Genomic DNA, 20,104 nt, shown 5'->3' with positions numbered 1-20,104 from the left:
CCTATCCCTTGATTCCGCTAAATGCGATACCTTGGATAAAATACCGCTGCAGCAGCAGGAACAGCACCAGAATCGGCAGGATCGCTACCAGCGCCCCCGCCATCATCGGGCCGTAATCCGTCTGATAGTTGTACGAAAAAGCCTGCAGCCCCATTTGAATCGTCGCCTTCGCCGGATCGTTCAGTACGATCATCGGCCACAGGAAGCCGTTCCAGCCCGCTTGGAAGGTGAAAATCCCCAGCGTGGCCAGGGCCGGCTTGGTCAACGGCAGGTAAATGCGCCAGAAGATTTTGAACTCGCCGCAGCCTTCGATCCGTGCCATTTCCATCATGTCTTTCGGCAGTGTCAGAAAGAACTGGCGCATGAAGAACACGGCAAACGTACCGGAAGCCCCCGGCAAAATAATCCCCCAAAACGAGTTCATCAGCCCGTTACCGCCGCTGCCGAACAGGTCGTTTCCACCGACTAGCGGAATATGGCGCAGCACGTACACGCTAGGGATCATCGTAACGATCCCCGGCACCATCATGGAAACGAGCAGGATGCGGAAGAATGGCTGGTTCATCCGGAAGTTCAGCTTGGCGAACGCATAACCGCTTAGCGAGCCGAAGAACAGGTTGAACAACACGCCGATCGCGGCCAGCAGAAAAGAGTTCCAGAAATAAAGACCAAACGGCACAGTCGTAAACGCATTATAGTAATGCTCGAACGTAAGGTTCGTCGTGAACCACTTGATCGGCATCGAGAACATCTCTTCATCCGGCTTAAATGAAGTAAGCACGCTCCAGTAAAAGGGCAAAAACATAATCACAGCGATGATGGCGCTGACCGTATAAAACAACACGTTCGCCAATCTTTTCTGCATCGGTGCGCCCAATTGGACGTGACGGGTGCCGACGCCGGTTCTCGTCGTCTCTTGATTTGTCATACAATCGGCTCCTCCGCTTTGGTGATTTTCATGCTGATCAGCGAAAATACGAGAATCGCCATCGCCAGCACAAACGCCTGCGCCGAGGCATACCCCATTTGCAGTTGATTAAAGCCCTGTTGGTAGATCAGGTACACCGGGGTTTTGGTGACATTGGCTGGACCGCCCTGCGTCAGCACGAACGCCTGATCAAACAGCTGCAGAGCGCCGATGATCGCCAAAACGCTGACAAGGAACGTCGTTGGGCGAAGCTGCGGCCAAGTGATATAACGGAAGCACGCGAACCGCGACGCCCCGTCAAGCCGGGCAGATTCGTACAAGTAATCGGGCACGCCTTGGAGTCCGGCCAAATAAATGATCATGTTGGAGCCAACCGACTGCCACAACGTCATGACGATGATCGACACCATGGCCGTTTCCGTTTGCGATACCCAAGCCGGACCGGTGATGCCGATATACGAGAGCAACCCGTTGATCAGCCCGTATTCGGGATGCAGCATCCAGATCCACACGGTGGCCGCAGCGACGGCGGAGGTCAAGGTCGGCAGGTAGTAAAACGTGCGGAACAGCTTGACTCCGCCTTTCTTTTTGTTGAGAAGCATCGCCAGCAGTAAGGAAATCAATAAATTCAGCGGAACGAAAACAACTGCGTAATAGAACACGTTCAAGAAAGTCTGCCAGAGCAGCGTGTCGCCGATCAGGCGGCGGTAGTTATCCAGCCCAACCCAATCGTTGCTGCTCAGCACGTCATAATTGGTAAAGCTGAGATAAAGGGCCATCACGACGGGGATGACCATGAATACGGCAAACAACAGCATGGTTGGTGTAATGAACAGATAGGCCATTCGGGCCTGATGCCGTTCGAGCTTATTGACGGATGCCATTCTTCGCTCCCCTTTCAGAGGCCGGTTTTATTTCACGACCGCATTTTCCGCAAGCAGTTTGTCGCCTTGCTCCTGAGCCTTCTTCAACGTATCGTCGATGGATTGCTTGTTCTGCAACAGCAGCTCCAGATTCGGAATCAACGCGTTCTCCTCCATGACCGAATAGCCCGGATGCGTTGGACGTGTCTTGGCGAACTCCAGCGTTTCCGTAAACGGCTTCCACAACGGATCCTCAGTAAAGAACGGATCCTCGAGCGCCGGCTTGAAGCCCGGCAAGTTCAAGCTCGTTTTCGCCCACAGCAAAGCGTTGTCCTTATTGGCCGTCCACCACTTGATGAACTCCCAAGCTTCATCCGGATGCTTGGAGCCTTGCGGAATCACGAGTCCGAAACCGCCCATGACGCTGCCCTTGTCGCCGTTTGGACCTGCCGGAGGCGGAACGATGCCGTAATCCAGATCCTTGCCGTATTTATTGTAGGTGCTCATCATCCAAGGACCGGTGTATAACATGGCAACTTTGCCCGTTACAAATGCATCGGTGCCTTCGCCAAGACCTTTTTCGAAGCCAACCTTATATACTTTGTCCTCGTTCAGCAAACGCTGCCAAAACTCCAGTACTTGCTTGCCCTGTTCATTGTTGAAGTTGGTTTTGCCGTCCTCGCCGAGCATCTGTCCGCCGGCCTGTTGCAGATACATGTTGAACAGACCCGGGTCAGCCATGGAGAAGCCAGAGGTTTCTAGCTTACTGCCGTTCCACTTCGTCAACGTCTTGGCGGCCTGCTCCAATTCATCCCACGTTGTAGGCGCCTCTAGGCCCGCATCCGCAAACATCTTCTTGTTGTAGAACAACGCGCGGGCATCCACCGTCAACGGCAGGCCATATAGCTTGTCGCTGTTGGTTAATTCCTTTAAGGACTCATCAAAAAAGTCGCTTTTGTTCACGCCATCGCGCTCCATATAATCATCGATCGGGCGAAGTACGTTTTTCGGAGCGTACAGCGACGTTCTCCAACGGTCCCAGAACAAAATGTCCGGCGAACCACCGCTCGTTGCGGCTGTCAGGAACTTCGTCACCATATCCTGTTGAAGTACGTATTTAACTTCGATTTTGTCCTGCGATTTGTTAAAAGCATCGACCATCGTCTCGAATTGCTTTTGCCCTTCGCCGCCCCAGTCGCCCCAGAACGTCAGCTTCACTTTCTTGGCATTGCCGCTTCCGCTGTCTCCAGAACTGCCACCATTGCCACTGCTGTCACCGCTGCCGCTTCCTCCGCAACCAGCCAGCATCGCGCCGAACAGGACCGTCACCAGCATTACAAGCATCCACTTTCTCATTTCATAAACCTCCCCTTTTCGTTTAGATGACATAGCAATTAAAGCGTTTTCAATAAACATAGTATATTAGCATCATATCATTATGTCAATGGGGAAAAATATCGATGTTCCTGGTATGTAAAATATATATCAAACGTCCCCTTCTCCCTTCAAGCGTGACAAAACAAGGACCTCCTGTACGGAGGTCCTTGTTCGGAATTCACGATAGGATTTCACCCTGATCCGTCTGCCAAATGCAATAGCGCAGTTGGTATACAGCAAAATGCGCTGGCTAGCGTACTCAAATGTAAATGTACATTTGATTTGCCGTAAAATGCTCTCGAAAGAGACTTCAAATGTAAATGTGCAGTTCAAATTTGCTCGAATCGCCCTTTTCAGCCAAATTGTCCTCAATCAGATGCACTTTTACATCCCAAGAGCCCACAAACGCAAAAATGCCGAAACTCAACTGCACTTTTGCAGTTGGGTTCGGCATGAGGGTGGCAGTTACCTTAGTACGCAGGCGAGCAACTGCCATCGCACTACGGAGACAGCACTCCCATCGCGCACAGCCACGGTTGCTCCGCCACGGGGCAGAAGTTGGCTTGCTGCGCCGCGAGTGGCAACTCCAGCATCGAGTGGCCGCAGTTGGCCATTCCCACGGAGTGGCGACTCACTGTGCACCAGCGCATGCCTTCGCCGCAGGCTGGCAAGCAAGCCTATGGCTACTCGCGCCGCTCCCTCGCGGGTCCGGTGGATTCTCCCGGAACGAGTGCGGCGGGCAGCTTAACCTTGTTCGCTACCGGCCGGTTCTCAAGCAAGGCCAAAACATTCTCCACGGCCAGCTTGCCCATGTCCTCTTCGCTTTGGCGCATATGGGTAAAAGCGTAGCCCTCGCCAATGCGGAACTGCGGGCTGTCAAAGCAAATGATCGATACGTCTTCGGGAATGCGAAGCCCCAGCCGCGTTACAGCAGCTTTAGCCAACAGCGCGATGTTGTATTCGATGGCGAAGAACGCCGTGATTGAAGGATGCGCCTGCAAATGGCGCATGATCTTATCAATATCTCGTTCGATATTCTCATCGTAAAACGAGTTTGGCAGGGTGGAGGTCAGGTCGCTGATCCACAACTCCCGTTCCGCAGCGATGCCTCGGCCGGCATGCGCCTGCACAAACCCTTCGATCCGTTCCTCAACGGCCGACGTATCTACCGGCGGCGGGGACAGCAACGAAATGTGTGCGTGCCCGAGATCAAACAAGTACTCCGTCGCCTCCTGCGCCGCTTTCACATTGTCGGTGCTAATCGAGGCCGCCGCCACGCCTTTCAGTTCCCGGTCGATCAGCACCAGCGGGAAGCGTTCGATCACCATCTTGAGGATTTCCGCATTGAAATATTCCCCTTGCGCCGGGAATACGATCAATCCGTCCACCCCAAGCTGCAGCAGCTTCCGAATAGTCGCTTCCTCGTTCTCCTGAATCCCAAATGTCCGCTTCGGGACGAGAAAACAATCCTGCTCCCGTGCGGCATCCTCCATCCCGTAGATCAGCCGCGTCCCGTAGCTCCCGGCGAAATCCGTCAACACGACGCCGATTAACTTCCCGGCCGCTTCCCTGTCCGCTCCATTCCCGCCGTAGGCGCCGTCCATCCGGCCGTGACTTTGTTCCGCCGCTCCTACTCCATCGGCTTCCGGATCCGTGACAAACGAACCTCGTCCCGGCTTTCGAACGATGATATGTTCGGCCGCCAGCAGCTCCAGCGCTCGCTTGCTCGTAATCCGGCTAACCTGATATTCCTCGGCCAGCTCTTTCTCCGATGGGATCCGGTCGCCCGGCTTATAACTTTGATCCAGGATTTGCCGTTTCATATCATCAAAGATTTTCTCGTACATCGGTTTAGACGAGGTACTTTCACTCATGACGTTCCTCCCACGTTCCCTCACAAAAGGACATGATATATATTATAATATATCATGATATATCTTGATTGTCGAACCATGTTTGAAACGGTTCACGATGCCCCCGAAACATCAGCCACGGATAGTCATCGCTTCCAACCCCAAGGCTAATGCGCCGCAAAGCCCTGCACGGTTTCCCAAGCCCGGCGGGACAATGTATCCGTCCATACCACTTAAAATCGCCGAAGCGTTCACATACCCGGCCAGGTTCCGCCGAACCTCCTCGCGAATCAACGGGAACAACTGCGGCTGCTGCATGACGCCGCCGCCCATGATCACCTTCTGCGGCGAGAGCATCAGAATCGCGCCGGTCACCGCCTGCGCTAAATAGTAGGCTTCGATTTTCCAGGCCGGATGATTCGGCGCTAGCTCATGACCTTTCACCCTCCAGCGCGCTTCGAGGCTTGGACCCGCAGCCATGCCCTCCAGACAGTCGCCATGATATGGACAAAGGCCGGGGAAATCGTCCTCCGGATGCCGCCGCGGCAGAACATGTCCGCCTTCCGGGTGGACCAGCCCATGGACAAGCTTGCCTTCCGCCAGCACCCCAACGCCAATGCCGGTCCCCACCGTATAATACACGCAGCTATCCAGGCCTTGTGCCGCGCCCCACTTCGCCTCGCCCAAGGCGGCGGCATTCACGTCCGTATCCCATCCATAGGGAACATCAAATTGCGATTTTAACTTGCCAAGAACATCATATCCATTCCAGCCCGGCTTTGGCGTCGTCGTCACATAACCATAAGTGGCGCTGTTCCGGTTGAGGTCAAGCGGGCCAAACGAGCCTACGCCGATCGCCTCTACCTTTTTATCGCGAAAATAGCCAATCACCCGCTCCAGAGTTGGTTCTGGAAGCTCTGTCGGGAAACTGACGCTATCTTCGATGACGCCATGCTCATTTCCGACGCCGCACACAAACTTCGTCCCGCCGGCTTCAATCGCTCCGATCCGCATCGTAATCTCCTCCTTTGAAGGTCTGGGATATGCTATAATCATAGAATTCAATCGCTGCCTCATCTGAATTATTCTATCCGTGTAAGGAGCATGATCATGTACCCTTTCCTTAAAAATAATCACGCGCACTACCCGCCTGCGAAGTCCGGTAACAACCTATCCCGGGCAGGACGTAAAATTGGCTTATTCACCTTGGCCGCCCTGATATTCATAGTCTGCGTGAATGCAGCCGGCACCGGTTATTCCACCGCTGCCTCCAAATTAACCGCGTCCCCTGCCTCCCCCACCCAGGCTGCCGATGTCAGCAAGAAATATCATCTACCCAAGGGGAAGGGCTTCGTATACCTTGACGAGGTGATCCCGAATGCCCTATATGATCTTCGCTATTATACCGGTGACAACTTCGTCGGGGAGCGAATCGACGGGTACAGCGGACCGTTCGCGATCTTGACCTTACGCGCGGCCCGCGCGTTGAAGAAGGTCAACGACAATTTAGAAGCCCAAGGCTATCGCCTGAAAATCATTGACGCCTACCGTCCGCAGAAAGCGGTTAATCATTTCGCCCGCTGGTCCAAGGATCCCCTCGATGCAGAGATGAAAGAACGTTTCTACCCCGAGGTGGATAAGAAGAATCTATTCAAGCAAGGTTACTTATCCTCCAAATCCGGCCATTCCCGGGGCAGCACGGTGGATCTTACGTTGGTCTACAAGAAGACCGGCGAGGAAGTCGACATGGGAAGCCGGGTCGATTTCCTTGGCCCGATTTCCGCGCATGGAGCACAGGGGCTGACCAAGGCGCAGCGGACGGGCCGCTACATTCTCAAGACGGCGATGGTCAAGCAGGGCTTTAAGCCGTATGCAAAGGAATGGTGGCACTATACCCTGAAGAACGAGCCTTACCCGTCCACCTATTTTGATTTTGACGTGGAATAACTGTCACTCGCACTCACCACTTCAAGCGGTAGATCCCCTTGTTCTCAAGCCCCCGAATCAGCGGTGTCCATGCTTCGGATTCCGGCGTTGTAGCCAGCGCGTCCTCCACCATTTGTAGTTTGGCGTCCAGCGCGTCGATATGGTGCAGGGCGACAGCCTCCGGCGTCTGCGGCTGCACCGGGCTGCCCCATTCTCCCAAATTATGGTGAGACAACACCAAATGCTGCAGCCCGAGCACCTTCGGCGAATCCAATGCAATATCGAGGCGAATCGCCGCTTCGGTGATCCATTGCGAGGACATGGAGATATGCCCCAGCAGCTTGCCCGGCGTGCTGTACTCGGACACAATGCCCAACTCGGCCACCATTTCTTCAGGCTTGGCGATATCGTGCAAAATGATGCCTGCCTTCAGCAGGTCCGGGTTCAGGAATGATCGCTGCCCGCACAGAAAATCGCCGATTTCCAGCATGCGCACCATGTGGTAAGCTAATCCGCCAAAATAAGCATGATGATGCGTTTTGGCTGCAGGGTAATGGGACAGCTTCTCCTCCACCTTCCCGACGCAATACCGGACGATCGCCTGGATCTCCTCATCGGCAATTGCGTTGATGACGCCTTGAATCGTATGAATCAGCGCCTCGGATGAAATCGGTGCGGAACGGATGAAATCCGTCAGCCTCACCCCATCTTCCGGATTGGCCGGCCGGATCTGCATCACCTTGACCTGCAGCTTCTCCCGGTAGGTTTGCACGATTCCCCGCACCTTGACTAGCCCCATCGGGAAGAACGTTTCCTTATCGGTTGACGAAGCATCCCAGAATTTAGCCGGCATTTCGCCCGTCGCGTCACACAACACAATATCCAAATAATCCTTTGGCGGGTTGGCGTTGGTCTGCTTTACCTCCAGCTCCTTAAGCAAATAAAAGCCAACGAATTCATCCTGATTTCTTAATTGATTAATTTGCGTCACCCGTAATTCCTCCAAATCCATGATAAATCTATTATACTATGGGACTGCCAAAAGCTCAGCGCCTTTTCCCTTCGCCAACTTATCCCGATATCCAAAAAAGGACGCCGTCCCCGTGATATCACGAAGACAACGTCCTTCTAGAGCTCAAGCCATGCCATGACATAAGTTGTAACCCAGAATTTTTATGGTTGTCCCTCAGGTACAGCAAAAGCCCCCTTAGATCTAATCCAAGGGGGCTTTATGCACTAAGTCTTTAGACTCGCAGATTCCGACGAAAACGGTTATCTGCCGGCGTTCTCAAGCGCATTCTTCACAGCGTCGACCACTTGGGCCGATACCGCCTTCACGCCGTCTGTTTCACCAAAGGCTGCCGGGCGATACCCGTATTTATGCAACGAACCTTCTGTGGTTGGCGTTTCAATTTCCGTTTTGACGGTTTTCTCGTCAGCGGATAATTGTTCTGCGGTCTTGATTTTGCCGTTCGCATCTAGATAGAATACTTCCATTTTGAACGGAATGTTGTTTTGGACCGTCACCATGACGTAAACGGATTTGTCCTTATTGATACCGGCGAAAATGCCGTTAATGTAAGCCGTTTTGTACGACTCGTTGATTTCTGCCTTCTTATAGGCATTTTCCACAGCTGTCTTCAAAGCGGTACTGCTGCTGGTTGCCCCGGTCACGACGTCCACTTTAGCTGCTTGCTCTCTCGTTCCTGCAAACAGCAGATCGCGGGTCAGAATTGGGATCGCTCTAACTACCTCCGCATAAGCGGAAGCACCGCGGTCAACCATGTTCACACCAACACGATACAGCTTCAATCCAACAACGACACCGTTACGCAACGTGACATCCGCACGGTTCGTCCCTTTGTCATAAGCGTCGCCAAACGCAGTGTAAGTGCCGTCCTTGTAGTTGCCTTGTGTTTTCGAAGCGTTGTTCAGCAAGTCGGCGAACGCGGCTCTGGCAGCTAGGGACAAGTCTTCTTGACCTACGATCGGCGTCATGTTTGCACCTTTTTGAGTCAAACCTTCATTCAATTGAGCGACAAGAGCTTTTTGCTCTTCCGTCAGCTTGTCGGCGGCGATCAGTTTACCATCGGCGCCAAATAAGAGTACATTTACGTTCGAAACTTTGTCTGCTTTGATGTCAGCCAGAACCAGTACTTTGGACAGGTTGTCGACACCAGCGAAGGTGCCTTCAAAATACTTCGCTTTGCCCGGTACCTTCAACGCTTTTTCGAAAGCTCTTTCCACGGCCAGGTTCCAGCTGTGGCTGCTTTCGGTTGCGCCGGCAATCGCGTCAACGTCGTCGCTGTAGTTCGCGATGTACGAGCCTTTAGCGAGCAGTTTAGCCGTCATCGGCGCGTTCGCTTTTACCACTTCGGCATAAGCCGTTTCGCCCCGGTCGATCAGGTTGGAGCCCAGTCTAAACAGCTTCACATCAACCAGCTTGCCGTTGCGAATGTAGACATCGGCTCTCTCTACGCCTTTATCACGGGCTGCGCCGTAAGCAGAGTAGAAGCCGTCGATGTATTTCGAATCGTTGCTTACTTTCGCGTTTTGTTCCGCATCCCAATAAGCGTTCACTGCGGCTTTGTATTCGGCTTCTTGTCCTTTAGGACTAACAGCGCCTGTACCTTTTGCCAGAAGTTCGGCAGTAATGGCTTTCACCGACGCTGCTTGCGCTTCGGTCAGGTTCGCTTCTTCGATTGCATTGCCGCTGGCATCCAGCGGGTAAACCTTGACAGCCGTACGCTTCGTAGCATCAAAAGTAACGAAGACCATGTATTTGCCTTCCGGATCTACACCCATATGCTCACCGGCAAAATAGGTTACACCCTTTGCCTTCGCTTTCAAGGCTCTTTGGAAAGCACGGTCGACGGACATCTTCCAACCATTGCTGGAACGAGTTGCCCCGGACACGATGTCCACCTTAGCGGCTTGTTCCTGCGTTTTGCCGAGCAGATTGGTTTTCATCGTTTCATAAGCATTCCAGAGGCCGCTGTAGTTGTTGCGCACATCTCTGTCAATCAGTTTAGGGCTTGTTCTAAGCAGTTCGATCGCGGCGACTTTGCCATCCTTGATCGTTACCTTTGCCCCTTCGGTTCCTTTGGAATAAGCGTTACCGTAAGTGACGTACACACCGTCAGCGTATGGATTCTCAACCTTTTTGACGTCAGGTGTAGTCGTTTTAACCGGAGTTGCCGGTTTGGTTGTCGTCTTCGCAGGCGTTGTCGTTTTCGTAGGTGTCTTTGCCGGCGTTGTCGTTGTCTTGCTAGGTGTCTTCGTTGTTGTCTTGCTTGGTGTTGTCGACTTGCTTGGCGTAGTTGTCTTGCTAGGTGTCGATTCCTTAGCTGGCGTTTCTGATTCCGATGCAGCGGACACTACGTCAATGCCGGTCAGTTTGTTCCCCGACATACCGACGGTAAGCGACAAGGATGATAATACCAACGTCGCGCTTACTGTAAGGCTAATCAGCTTTTTCAAATGCGATCCTCTCCCTTGTGAAATTCACCAAGCTATGTAAATTACATAACCTGCTCTTCAAATGGTGTTTCTCTTTGTTATTCGACTTTGCTCAGAAACGATGAAACCCTTTCCAAGCAATCGCGCCCCTCCCTCTTGCACGATGTCTAACCGGAAACCACGCCTCCCACGAACGTGAATCAATTCACATAACAGTGGAAAAAAATAGATACGGGTGGTTTCCATTAAATACTAGGTAATTTGTCGCAAAAAAGCTGTACGCAAAATCACACAGCCTGAAAGATATGTCACGTTCTCCAAGGCGTTGCCAAAGAAAAACAACCGCCGGAGTGATCCGGCGGCTGTTGTATTCACAAACGTCCTACAGCGTATTACCGATTGCGATCCATGTCACAAATCCGTAATTGACGTTGCTCTCCTTCAGCTTGGAGATCGTGATCACGGCCGATTCGGCCGACTGCTCTTTCAGTGAAGCGGAATACGCAGCATGGTTGGTCATGGCAACAACCACATAGTTCGACGACATGAACGGCGAATCGAAGCTAATCGTTACCGTCGTCTCCACCTCATGATGTTTCAGCAGAAACGCGACCATACCGAATTGCAGCTCCGCCGGCTGGCCCGACATCGTTTGTATCGGAGCAAAGCTTAACTGCTCCATCCCGACGGAACCCGGTTGCAGGTGGCGGGTTCCGACAGCTTCGTTGGCCAGTTGGCTGCTACCGACCGCATTCGGCGCCAGGTGAACGTTCCCGACTGCGCCCTCCTGCAGATGCTCCGTCCCAACTGCATCCTCGGCCAGCGCTCCGCCGTCCACCGCACCCGGCTGCAGATGCAGCCGACCGATAGCTGACGGCTGGATGTCTTCGGCTCCGAGGCCATCCTCGGGCAACAGCCCCTGCTGCTGAATCTCAGCAGACAAATGCCAGATATTGACGGCTTCGAGGGAGATATGGTGGGCATTCACCGACGCATCGCTAAGATGTCGGGATTCCACGCTTTCGGCTGCCAAATTTGCCCCTTGCACAACTTCTTCGCCCAAGTGCCGGCTTTGAACGGCCCCGTTCGCCAGATGCTCGCTTTGCACGGAATCCGCCTGCAGCTCGCGAGGGCCTACAACGGCTTCGCCGAGATGGCGGGCTGACACGCTGCCCTCGGCTAGCTGACCGCTTTTCACCGCGCCATTAGCCAAGTGGCGGCCTTGGACGGTTCCATTTGCCAAGTGTGCACTTTGCACGGAACCCGCTTGCAAATGACCGCTGCCAACCGCTTGTTCACCCAAGGCCACGGCGTTCACCGCTCCGGCTTGCAAATGCCGGCTTGTAATGGACGTCGGCTGTAAATCCTCCCCGCTGATGCCTTCTGCGGGCAACAGACCGCGCTGCTGCAGTTCGGCAGACAGGTGCAAGACATTCACGGATTCGGGGGCCAGATGTTGTGTGTCGACGATGGCCTCCCCAAGGTGCTGGGACTCAACGCTCCCTTCGGCCAAATGCCCGCTTTGCACCGCCCCCTCGCCTAGGTTCCGGCCATGCACGGACGCATCCGCCAGATGGCGGTTTTGCACGGAACCGGCCTTCAGATGACCACTGCCAACGACTTCCTCGCCCAACGCGATGGCATTCACCGAGCCGGCTTGCAGATGCCGGCCTGTAATGGACGCTGCCTGCAGATCCTCGCCGCTGATGCCATCAGCGGGCAACAGACCGTTTTGCTGCAGATCGGCGGACAAGTGACCCGCATTCACAGTTTCGGGCGCAAGATGGTTCGCATTGACCACGGCCTCCCCGAGGTGCCGGGACCCAATGCTGCCTTCAGCCAAATGCTCGCCTTCTACCGCGCCTTCGGTCAAGTTCCGGCTCTGCACGGAAGCATCCGCCAGGTGGCGATTATACACGGAGCCGCTCTGCAAATGGCCGCTGCTGACTGCCTGCTCACCCAGCGCTATGGCGTTAACTGCTCCAACTTGCAAATGCCGGTTGGTAATGGATGCCGGCTGTAGGGCTTCTCCGCTGATGCCGGCTACGGGCAGAAGACCGCTTTGTTGCAGCTCTGGCGACAGGTGCCGGAAATTTACGGATTCAGGAGCAAGATGACGGGCATCCACTACCGCCTCTCCAAGGTGTGGCGATTCAATACTGCCTTCGGCAAGATGCCCGCCGTGCACCGCACCTTCGGCCAAGTGCTGGCTGCGTACGGAGGCATCCGCCAGATGGTCGCTTTGCACGGAACCAGCCTGTAAATGAACGCTGCCCACCGCTTGCTCACTCAACGCTTCAGGGCCAACCGCACCGGCCTGTAAATGCCGGCTGGTGATCGATTCCGCTTGCAGAGCCTCTCCGTCGACACCAGCGGCAGGCAGCAGCCCGCTTTGCCTCAGCGCGGGCGTCATATGAGCCGCGCTGATCGTTTCAGCGGCGATATGGTAAGAGCCGATTACCGCGACTCCAAGGTGGCGGTCAGTCACGCTGCCTTTGGCTAAATGCTCGCTCTGCACCGCATCTTCGGCCAAATGTCGGCTTTGAATCGCCCCATTCGCCAGATGGCCGCTCTGCACCGCATCGGCTCGGAGATGGGTGCTGTCGATTACCTGCTCACCCAACGCTTCAGCATCAACCGCGCCGGCCTGTAAGTGCTGGCTCGTGATCGATGCCAGCTGCAAGTCTTCCCCGTTGATGCCGGCGGTGGGCAGCAGTCCGCTTTGCCGCAGTTCGGCAGACAGATGCCCGGCATCGATCGCCTCAGGCACGATATGTCGAGAATGGATGACGGCTTCACCAAGGTGGTGTTCCGTCACGCCGCCTTTAGCCAAATGCACGCTCTGTACCGCATCTTTCACCAAATGCTGGCTTTGGATCGTCCCATTCGCCAAATGACCGCTTTGCACCGCGCCGGCTTGCAGATGCGTGCTGCCAACCACCTGCTCGCCCAGTGCCTCAGCACCGACCGCACCCGCCTGAAGATGTCGGCTTGTGATGGAGGCGGACTGCAGGTCCTCCCCGGCGATGCCCTCCTCAGGCAATACCCCGTTTTGCCGCAGAGCAGCGGACAAATGATCGACATCAATCGCCTCATCCGCGATATGACGAGATTCGATCTCGGCCTGGCCGAGATGTCGTCCCGTCACACTGCCTTCGGCCAAATGCGTGCTTTGCACCGCCCCATCGGCCAGATGGCTCGCTGTGACGGCGCCGGCAGCCAATGCTTCGGGCCCAACGGCACCCGGAGCCAAGTGCCCGGCGTCCACGGCCTGCGCCGCCAGCTTCGACCCGGTCACACTGCTTACCGCCAGCTTAGCGGCTGTCACCGCCAGATCTCCGAGCTTATCTGTCGTAACACTTTCCGGCGACAACTTCAAGCTGGTGACTGCATGGTCCTGAAGATGCGGCGAGAAGACGACGCCAACACCCAGGTGCTCCTCCCGCACCGCCCCCGCTCCGATTTGGCTGCGGTTAATGGAACCCGTCGCCAAATGCCGGGTCTGCACGATACCTAATCCCAAATGTTCGGCCGTAATTTGCTGAGATCCAATAGCCGCTTCCGTCACCGCGCCAGGCGCGATCGCCCGGGATGTTACGCTGCCTTTAGCCAGTTTGTCAGCCGTAACGCTCCCCGCCTGCAGATGATCCGCCGAAACGGCCTCTTCCGCCAGATGATCGGCAGTCACCTCGGCGAACGCCAGCTTCTCCCCAGTCACCGCGGCATCGGCCAGATGCCACTCCTGTACCGCCTCCTGCACCAGGTGCCCACTTTGCACCGCCCCTTCGGTCAGGTGCTGACTCGTAACTGAGCCCCGGGCAAGTTGCGTCGATTGAACAGCGCCTTTAGCCAGATGTCGGGTCAGAACGGCCTCGTCGGCGATTTTCCCCGGCAGCACGCTTTGATCGGCAATTTTAGACGAGGTCACCGCCTGTTCCACGATATGCGAAGTACCCACAGACTGGTCGGCCAGCTTTGTGGAAGGAATCGCTTTGTCTGCCAGATGCCGTGCTTTAATCTCCCTGTCAGCGATATGCTCCTGCCCGATACTGCCCGGCTGGATATGTTCGCTGCCTATCGCCCCTGACGCAAGATGGCGAGATTCGACCACGGCTCCGCTCAAATGAGCCGACGTGACACTCCCCATTTGCAGTTGTTCTGCACCAACGCTGGACCAGGCCAACAGCTCCCGGCCGATCAAGCCCGGAGCCAAGTGGCGCGAGATAATGACCTGATCCGCTAAATGACGGCTTTCCACCGTGCCTTCTGCCAATTTGTCCCCGGTCACGGAGCTATCGCGTAGCTTAGACGTTGTCACGGAGGCGTCCCCGAGCTTCGAGGTGTCGACCGCCCCGTTGGCCAAATGCTGTGCATTCACGGCTCCGCTGCGGATTTTATCCCCCGTCACCGCTTGGTCCTGCAGCAACTCGGCCGTCACGATCCACTCCGACAAATGGCGGCTTTCCACCGCTCCCTCCGCCAGCTTCTCCCCGGTGATGACCCGATCGGCCAGCTTCTCCGGTGTAATGCTGCCGTCCACCAGCTTCTCCCCGCTAATGGAGTGGTCCCGGATCGTCCGTCCTTCGATCGAGCTGTCCACCAAGTGGCTGCCGTTCACCGACGACGGAGCGATTTTGGACGAGGTCACCGCCCGGTCTGCCAGCTTGATGTTCTCCACGGCGTAGTCGGCGATCCAAGCCGTGTCAATCGTCCCCCGCATGATCCGCGAAGCGTCGATCGCGAACGGGGCGATTTTCTCCCGGGTCACGGCTTCATCAATGATATCGTCGGTATAAATAATGCCTTGCTCCTGATTGGGTGCGGTTTTTTCGCTCAACAAATCCTTCAATGCCCGCGTCCCGTCCATACTCTCGTGCTCCGGCTCTGCCTCAATGGCAGCCGGCACCGTGGTCTCTTCGCCTTGTTCTGGCAGTGTGAGCGCTGCAGTTTCATGAAGTCGAACCCCTTCATCCCCAGATTGCGACGAAACCTTTCGTTCCTCCAACAGCGTTAATTCGTTGATTTCCGGGTTATCTACGAAATAGAGCGATTTCCTCGGTCTACTAGGTTTCGCTGGTTTTTGTCTTTTCAAGAGCCGCCCTCTCCTTTGCCAAAAGTTAATCATCTCCGGTATCATATGCGGGCAATTAGGCTCTTGTCACAACGCTTTCGAGTAGGAAATAGCCGTCCAAAGACTCGAGAAAAGATGAAATGGTTTCGCCAAATTTCTACCGTTTTTCCGCACCTGTTAGCGCGTTACAATAACCTTGTGTGTAAACATGTTGATCCATTCCCTTTGTCAAGAACCTGGAGGCCACCGAACATGGAAAACGATCTCACTTTGACCACCACTAAGTCTGCGAGCACAAGCTCTGCTCTGAATCAACACCACCGCCGCTCCTTCGCGATCATTTTAACCAGTGTCGTGCTGCTCACCTTCGGGGGGAAACTGTACGAAATCATTCTTCCGTTGATGATTTACGATATCACCCATTCCTCTGTGGCCATGTCCAGCATGAAAACCGCGGAACTGCTGCCCAATTTCTTCTTTGCCATTTTCATCGGGGTCTTCGTGGACCGCGTCAACAAAAAACGTTGGGTCCTCTGGATGATCGGACTCCAGGCCGTCCTGCTCCTGAGCTTCGCCCTCTTGTTTCGGAGCGGGATCCATTTGCTGCCGGTCTATTATGCGATCGGCTTCTTCCTGATGACGCTGAGTTACGGGTATTTCAACGCTGAAGTCAGCCTCATTAAGCTGAGCGTCCCGAACCAAGAACTCACGGCCGCCAATGCCAAGCTGAGCTTTGCAGAGACTTTCGTCGGCATTATGGGACCGGCCTTGTCCGGCTTGATCTTGATGTTATCCGACGTCTCTGACGGACTGCTCATCACGTCGGCATGTTACCTGATCTGCATGGGATTGTTCACAAGACTGAAATTGACTGGGGAAAAAGAAACTCCGCGGCAAACTAAGTTCGCCGCGGAGTTTCTGGAGGGGTGGCATGCTTTTAGCGCCAATAAGCCACTCATGATGATGACGGTATTCGTTGTTTTTCTGAACTGCACCTATACCGTGATCAACACCACGGCAATTTACTTCGCCAAGGACAACCTGCGGTTGTCCTCGTCCCTGCTGGCCGTCGTACTCTCCGCTTCGGGAGCTGGAGGCCTGGCTGGAAGCCTGCTTTTGAACAAGCTTAGACAGGCCTGGGGTCTTGGCAAAGTGTTCGGCGCTTCGATCCTGCTGAACGCTGTCGCTTATTTTCTACTATTTATCACACATGGACTTGTGTCGTTTGCAGCCGCCTTATTCGTATGTGGATTTGCCGCAACCCTATACAGCGTTTCGGTGTACGCGTTCCGTCAAGAGCAGACGCCAGCCCATCTCATGGGCCGGATCACCGGAATTACCGGGACCTGCTTCCGCATCGGTATGCCGATCGCCGTCTACGCTTCCGGCTGGGTGATTGCCTGGTGGGGGGCAAGTGTCATTTTTGTGGCCTGCTCGGTATGGAATCTGGTCGCATTGGCCGTTTACGTGCGGACCCGTCTGTGGAATGTTCAATAATTAAATGGTCTGAACCACATGCGAAGAACCGCAGCATTTCCTATTTAACGCTCACGCACCCACACCGTCATTTCCCCTTCGCCGCGGTTGGCCCAGGCGTAATACGGGATGAATTTGAGCGCTGCCTTCTGTTCCGACAGTTGCGCAGACGCGCTGTACAACCCGCCGTTCCAGTCCGGCGCGGCGCGGCGAACCGCCTCAGCCTGTACGGTGACGACGCCGCCGAGCAGTCCGGCCTCGCGTTCGATCCGAAGCTCCGCCTCCCGCGGAAGTGCCAGTTCATGCAGGTTCGCGCCATTGTCGGCCTGCTCCAAGCAATATATAAGCGGGCCGCGTTGCAGAGCGACTTTCCCGGCGTTTGCCCGCACGAGCGGGTGACTGTACATGCGCGTCGCCGGCATCGCCAGCGTAAGTTCCACGATGTCACCCTTACTCCACTGCCGCTGTAGCCGGAGATAGCCGTCCTGGAACAAACCTTCCTCCAGCGGCACGATTTCCCCATTCACTTTAAGGCTCGCTTTCGGGCACCAATCCGGCAGCCGCAGCGCGAGCGTAAAGCGGCCTTCCCCTTCCGGCTCCACTTCGAAACGCACCGTTCCGTCCCAAGGGTAGTCCGTCGTTTGCGTCAGCTTCACCTTGCCGCCGCTGGTCTGCAATTCGGCTTCCCCGCCGATATAAAGATGGGCGTAAACCGTGTCCCCTTGGACCGTATACATGTATTCGCCTAATGAAGCCAACAGCCGGGCGATGTTCGGCGGGCAGCAGGCGCAACCGAACCACTCCTGGCGCACCGGTTTGACATGGTCTACCTTATGATTGGCGCCACCGCAAGCCTTCGGATCCACCTCCAGCGGGTTCACGTAGAAGAAATGCTTGCCGTCCCGGGCCATTCCGCCGACGACCGTATTGTACAAGGCCCGCTCCATCACGTCGGCGTATCTCGATTCCGGCGAGATCCGCAGCATTCGCTGGGCGAAGAAGATCAGTCCGATCGACGCACAGGTCTCCGCATATACCGTGTCGTTCGGCAGGTCGTAATCAAACGAGAACGCTTCGCCTTGCGGCATCGAGCCTACCCCGCCGGTAATGTACATCTGTTTGCCGACGATATTGTCCCACAGCTTACGGCAAGCCGCCAACAGGGTCTCATCTCCAGTCAGCGCCGCCACATCGGCCATCCCGGTCAACATGTAGAGCAGACGAACGGCATGCCCTATTGCCGTCTCTTGTTCCCGTACCGGCTGATGCGCCTGATGGTAAGCGAGATCGACGTGCTTGGCGCTCCCAGCCCAATGCGTTTTCCCGTCCCGCTGCTTCAACTCCTCCTCGAAAAAGAAAGGCTGCTGCCCCCGCTGATCGAGAAAATATCGACTTAAGCGCAAGTACCGTTCCTCACCGGTCGCCTCGTACAGCTTCACGAGCGCCAGCTCGATTTCCTGATGGCCGTCGTAGCCGGCCAACTTGCCGGGTTCTAGGCCAAACACACTGTCGATGTAATCCGCGAATTTCGCGACCACGTCGAGCAGCTTTCTTTTTCCCGTGGCCCGATAATAGGCAACTCCCGCTTCGATCAAATGTCCCGCACAATAGAGCTCATGGCATTCCGTCAGGTTCGTCCAGCGCTTGTCCGGCTCCTTCAGGATAAAATACGTGTTCAAATACCCGTCTTCCTGCTGGGCCATCGCGATCGTATCGATCAACCCGTCGGCAATGGCCGCCAGCTCCGGGTTTGCATCCGCTTCCAAAAGATAAGCCGCCGCTTCTAGCCATTTGGCCAAATCACTGTCCTGAAACACCAGCCCATAGAATTCGCCTTGGGACTGACCCGCGGCGATTTGAAAGTTGCGTACCGCACCGCTGGGTTCCGCCCCTTCCACCCGGTCGTTTAGCGCCTCCCATTGATAAGGAACGACAACCTCCTTAACCAATTTGATATAGTAACTCCAAAACTCGTCGCGGATTTTTACCCGATTTAGCGCGATCCGCTCGGAACGCGGCATTTGCCCGGCCATATTCATCGCAAAGCGTCCTCCTCTTTTTTGAAAAATCATACTGACAAATCTCATTTTATCTCATATATTTAGATCAAAATATGAATAGCAGCAACCTCAAAGTTATAATATTTCACACTCGAAATGGAGGCGATGATCATGTCAAAACCAACGGAGCTAGTGCAGCTTACGGCTCCGCCCCTGCCCTATTTTCTCGAGTGCGGACATACAGTATATCAGCCGGGAGACGAGCATCCCAATCGGCGGAATATCGGCATTTTCGATTGGATCGTGGTGGAGTCAGGAACGCTATTCATCGGCGAAGCCGGGCAGGCCTGGAGCCTGGGGGCAGGTCAGTCCCTGCTGCTGCTGCCCGATCGGCATCATTACGCGGTGAGACCATGCGAGGAACCCACCTCATTTTATTGGCTGCATTTCTATACGGTCTGTGCGTGGCAGCAACTCCCGGCGGAAGAAGCGGACCACCGTTATCCCGACGCGGACGAGCACTATGCCCGCTTCCTTGCCTCACCTTATTCCCTACAGCTGCCGAAGGCATGGGACCTTCCCTCTCCCGACCAAACGTTCCGCTTGTTCCGGCAATTGCTGGACAGTCTGGGAGAACGTCAGTCCCGAGCGTTTTGGATAAGGCAACAGCGGTTCGAGGAGCTTCTCCATGCGATGGACCTAAGACAGCTGGAGTCACACGCCTCCCCGGTGGTTGTCGTTGCAGAAAAGGCCGAAGCTTACATCAAAAGCAATTACCGCTCGGAGCTGAACAGCGGGCAAATGTCCAGCGCGTTACATTACCACTACAACTACATCACCCGCTGCATGAAGCAGGTTTACGGCATGACCCCCAACGATTATTTGCTACATTATCGGTTGGAACAAGCCAAGCTGCTGCTGCTAAAGACGGAATGGCCCATCGCCGACATCGCCGCTTACGTTGGCTTCAACAGCACCCCGTATTTCTCGAACCGTTTTGCGCTTAAGAACGGCTGCTCACCCCGCGCGTTCCGTAAACAATACACGTCCTGAGGACGAGGGCTATGGCTGAGTGTGACGAGACTGGAGATGGCGCTTCTAGGCGAGGCTCTTCTAGGGGTAACGCGACTGGGGCGATGCGAGTGTGTGTT

Annotated in this window: 13 protein-coding genes; 3 read left to right on the top strand and 10 right to left on the bottom strand. The window is 55.1% G+C overall.

Going from position 1 to position 20,104, the window contains the following annotated elements; all coding sequences use genetic code 11:
- Position 1: 1 nt before the first annotated feature.
- The 6 genes from IM700_RS15505 to IM700_RS15485 form a co-directional block, all read right to left on the bottom strand.
- A complete protein-coding gene (locus IM700_RS15505) occupies positions 2 to 865 on the bottom strand; it encodes a carbohydrate ABC transporter permease (protein WP_193416588.1) in 864 nt (287 codons plus the stop codon).
- Positions 866 to 924: 59 nt separating this feature from the next.
- Positions 925 to 1,812, bottom strand: coding sequence for a carbohydrate ABC transporter permease (locus tag IM700_RS15500; RefSeq protein WP_155605774.1), 888 nt, complete (start codon positions 1,810 to 1,812; stop codon positions 925 to 927).
- A 27-nt stretch (positions 1,813 to 1,839) separates the two neighbouring features.
- Positions 1,840 to 3,147, bottom strand: a complete 1,308-nt coding sequence (locus tag IM700_RS15495; RefSeq protein ID WP_193416531.1) for an ABC transporter substrate-binding protein — start codon at positions 3,145 to 3,147, stop codon at positions 1,840 to 1,842.
- 521 nt (positions 3,148 to 3,668) lie between these two features.
- A complete protein-coding gene (locus IM700_RS23395) occupies positions 3,669 to 3,803 on the bottom strand; it encodes a hypothetical protein (RefSeq protein ID WP_272491461.1) in 135 nt (44 codons plus the stop codon).
- A 48-nt stretch (positions 3,804 to 3,851) separates the two neighbouring features.
- Positions 3,852 to 5,042: a GntR family transcriptional regulator gene (locus IM700_RS15490; protein ID WP_193416532.1), complete on the bottom strand. Its 1,191-nt coding sequence runs from the start codon at positions 5,040 to 5,042 to the stop codon at positions 3,852 to 3,854.
- Between the two features lie 111 nt (positions 5,043 to 5,153).
- Positions 5,154 to 6,035 carry an ROK family protein gene (locus tag IM700_RS15485; RefSeq protein ID WP_193416533.1) on the bottom strand — a complete coding sequence of 294 codons (882 nt, stop codon included), beginning with the start codon at positions 6,033 to 6,035 and terminating at the stop codon, positions 5,154 to 5,156.
- A gap of 96 nt (positions 6,036 to 6,131) precedes the next feature.
- On the opposite strand from IM700_RS15485, the gene IM700_RS15480 reads away from it, so the two are divergent.
- The gene (locus tag IM700_RS15480) at positions 6,132 to 6,968 is read left to right on the top strand and encodes a M15 family metallopeptidase (RefSeq protein ID WP_193416534.1); all 837 of its coding nucleotides are present in this window, start codon (positions 6,132 to 6,134) and stop codon (positions 6,966 to 6,968) included.
- Positions 6,969 to 6,981: 13 nt separating this feature from the next.
- Here the strand turns inward: IM700_RS15480 and IM700_RS15475 are convergent, their stop codons facing one another.
- The 3 genes from IM700_RS15475 to IM700_RS15465 form a co-directional block, all read right to left on the bottom strand.
- The gene (locus IM700_RS15475; RefSeq protein WP_193416535.1) at positions 6,982 to 7,938 is read right to left on the bottom strand and encodes an HD domain-containing protein; all 957 of its coding nucleotides are present in this window, start codon (positions 7,936 to 7,938) and stop codon (positions 6,982 to 6,984) included.
- 281 nt (positions 7,939 to 8,219) lie between these two features.
- A complete protein-coding gene (locus IM700_RS15470; RefSeq protein ID WP_193416536.1) occupies positions 8,220 to 10,427 on the bottom strand; it encodes an FMN-binding protein in 2,208 nt (735 codons plus the stop codon).
- 361 nt (positions 10,428 to 10,788) lie between these two features.
- Positions 10,789 to 15,498, bottom strand: a complete 4,710-nt coding sequence (locus IM700_RS15465; RefSeq protein WP_193416537.1) for a WIAG-tail domain — start codon at positions 15,496 to 15,498, stop codon at positions 10,789 to 10,791.
- Between the two features lie 231 nt (positions 15,499 to 15,729).
- Between IM700_RS15465 and IM700_RS15460 the strand changes: the two genes are divergently transcribed.
- Positions 15,730 to 16,974 (top strand): MFS transporter, encoded by a 1,245-nt coding sequence (locus tag IM700_RS15460; protein WP_193416538.1) that lies wholly within the window; start codon positions 15,730 to 15,732, stop codon positions 16,972 to 16,974.
- A gap of 44 nt (positions 16,975 to 17,018) precedes the next feature.
- Here IM700_RS15460 and IM700_RS15455 read toward each other — a convergent pair whose 3' ends face one another.
- Positions 17,019 to 18,986: a glycoside hydrolase family 127 protein gene (locus IM700_RS15455; protein WP_193416590.1), complete on the bottom strand. Its 1,968-nt coding sequence runs from the start codon at positions 18,984 to 18,986 to the stop codon at positions 17,019 to 17,021.
- A 138-nt stretch (positions 18,987 to 19,124) separates the two neighbouring features.
- On the opposite strand from IM700_RS15455, the gene IM700_RS15450 reads away from it, so the two are divergent.
- On the top strand, positions 19,125 to 20,006 hold the full coding sequence (locus IM700_RS15450) for an AraC family transcriptional regulator (RefSeq protein ID WP_155605784.1): 882 nt from the start codon (positions 19,125 to 19,127) through the stop codon (positions 20,004 to 20,006).
- Positions 20,007 to 20,104 lie beyond the last annotated feature (98 nt).

Origin of the sequence: Paenibacillus rhizolycopersici (genome assembly GCF_014947195.2) — a bacterium.
Classification (GTDB): Bacteria; Bacillota; Bacilli; order Paenibacillales; family Paenibacillaceae; genus Fontibacillus; species Fontibacillus rhizolycopersici.
Note: the sequence above shows the minus strand (reverse complement) of the source record. Positions and strands in the feature narration are given on the sequence as shown.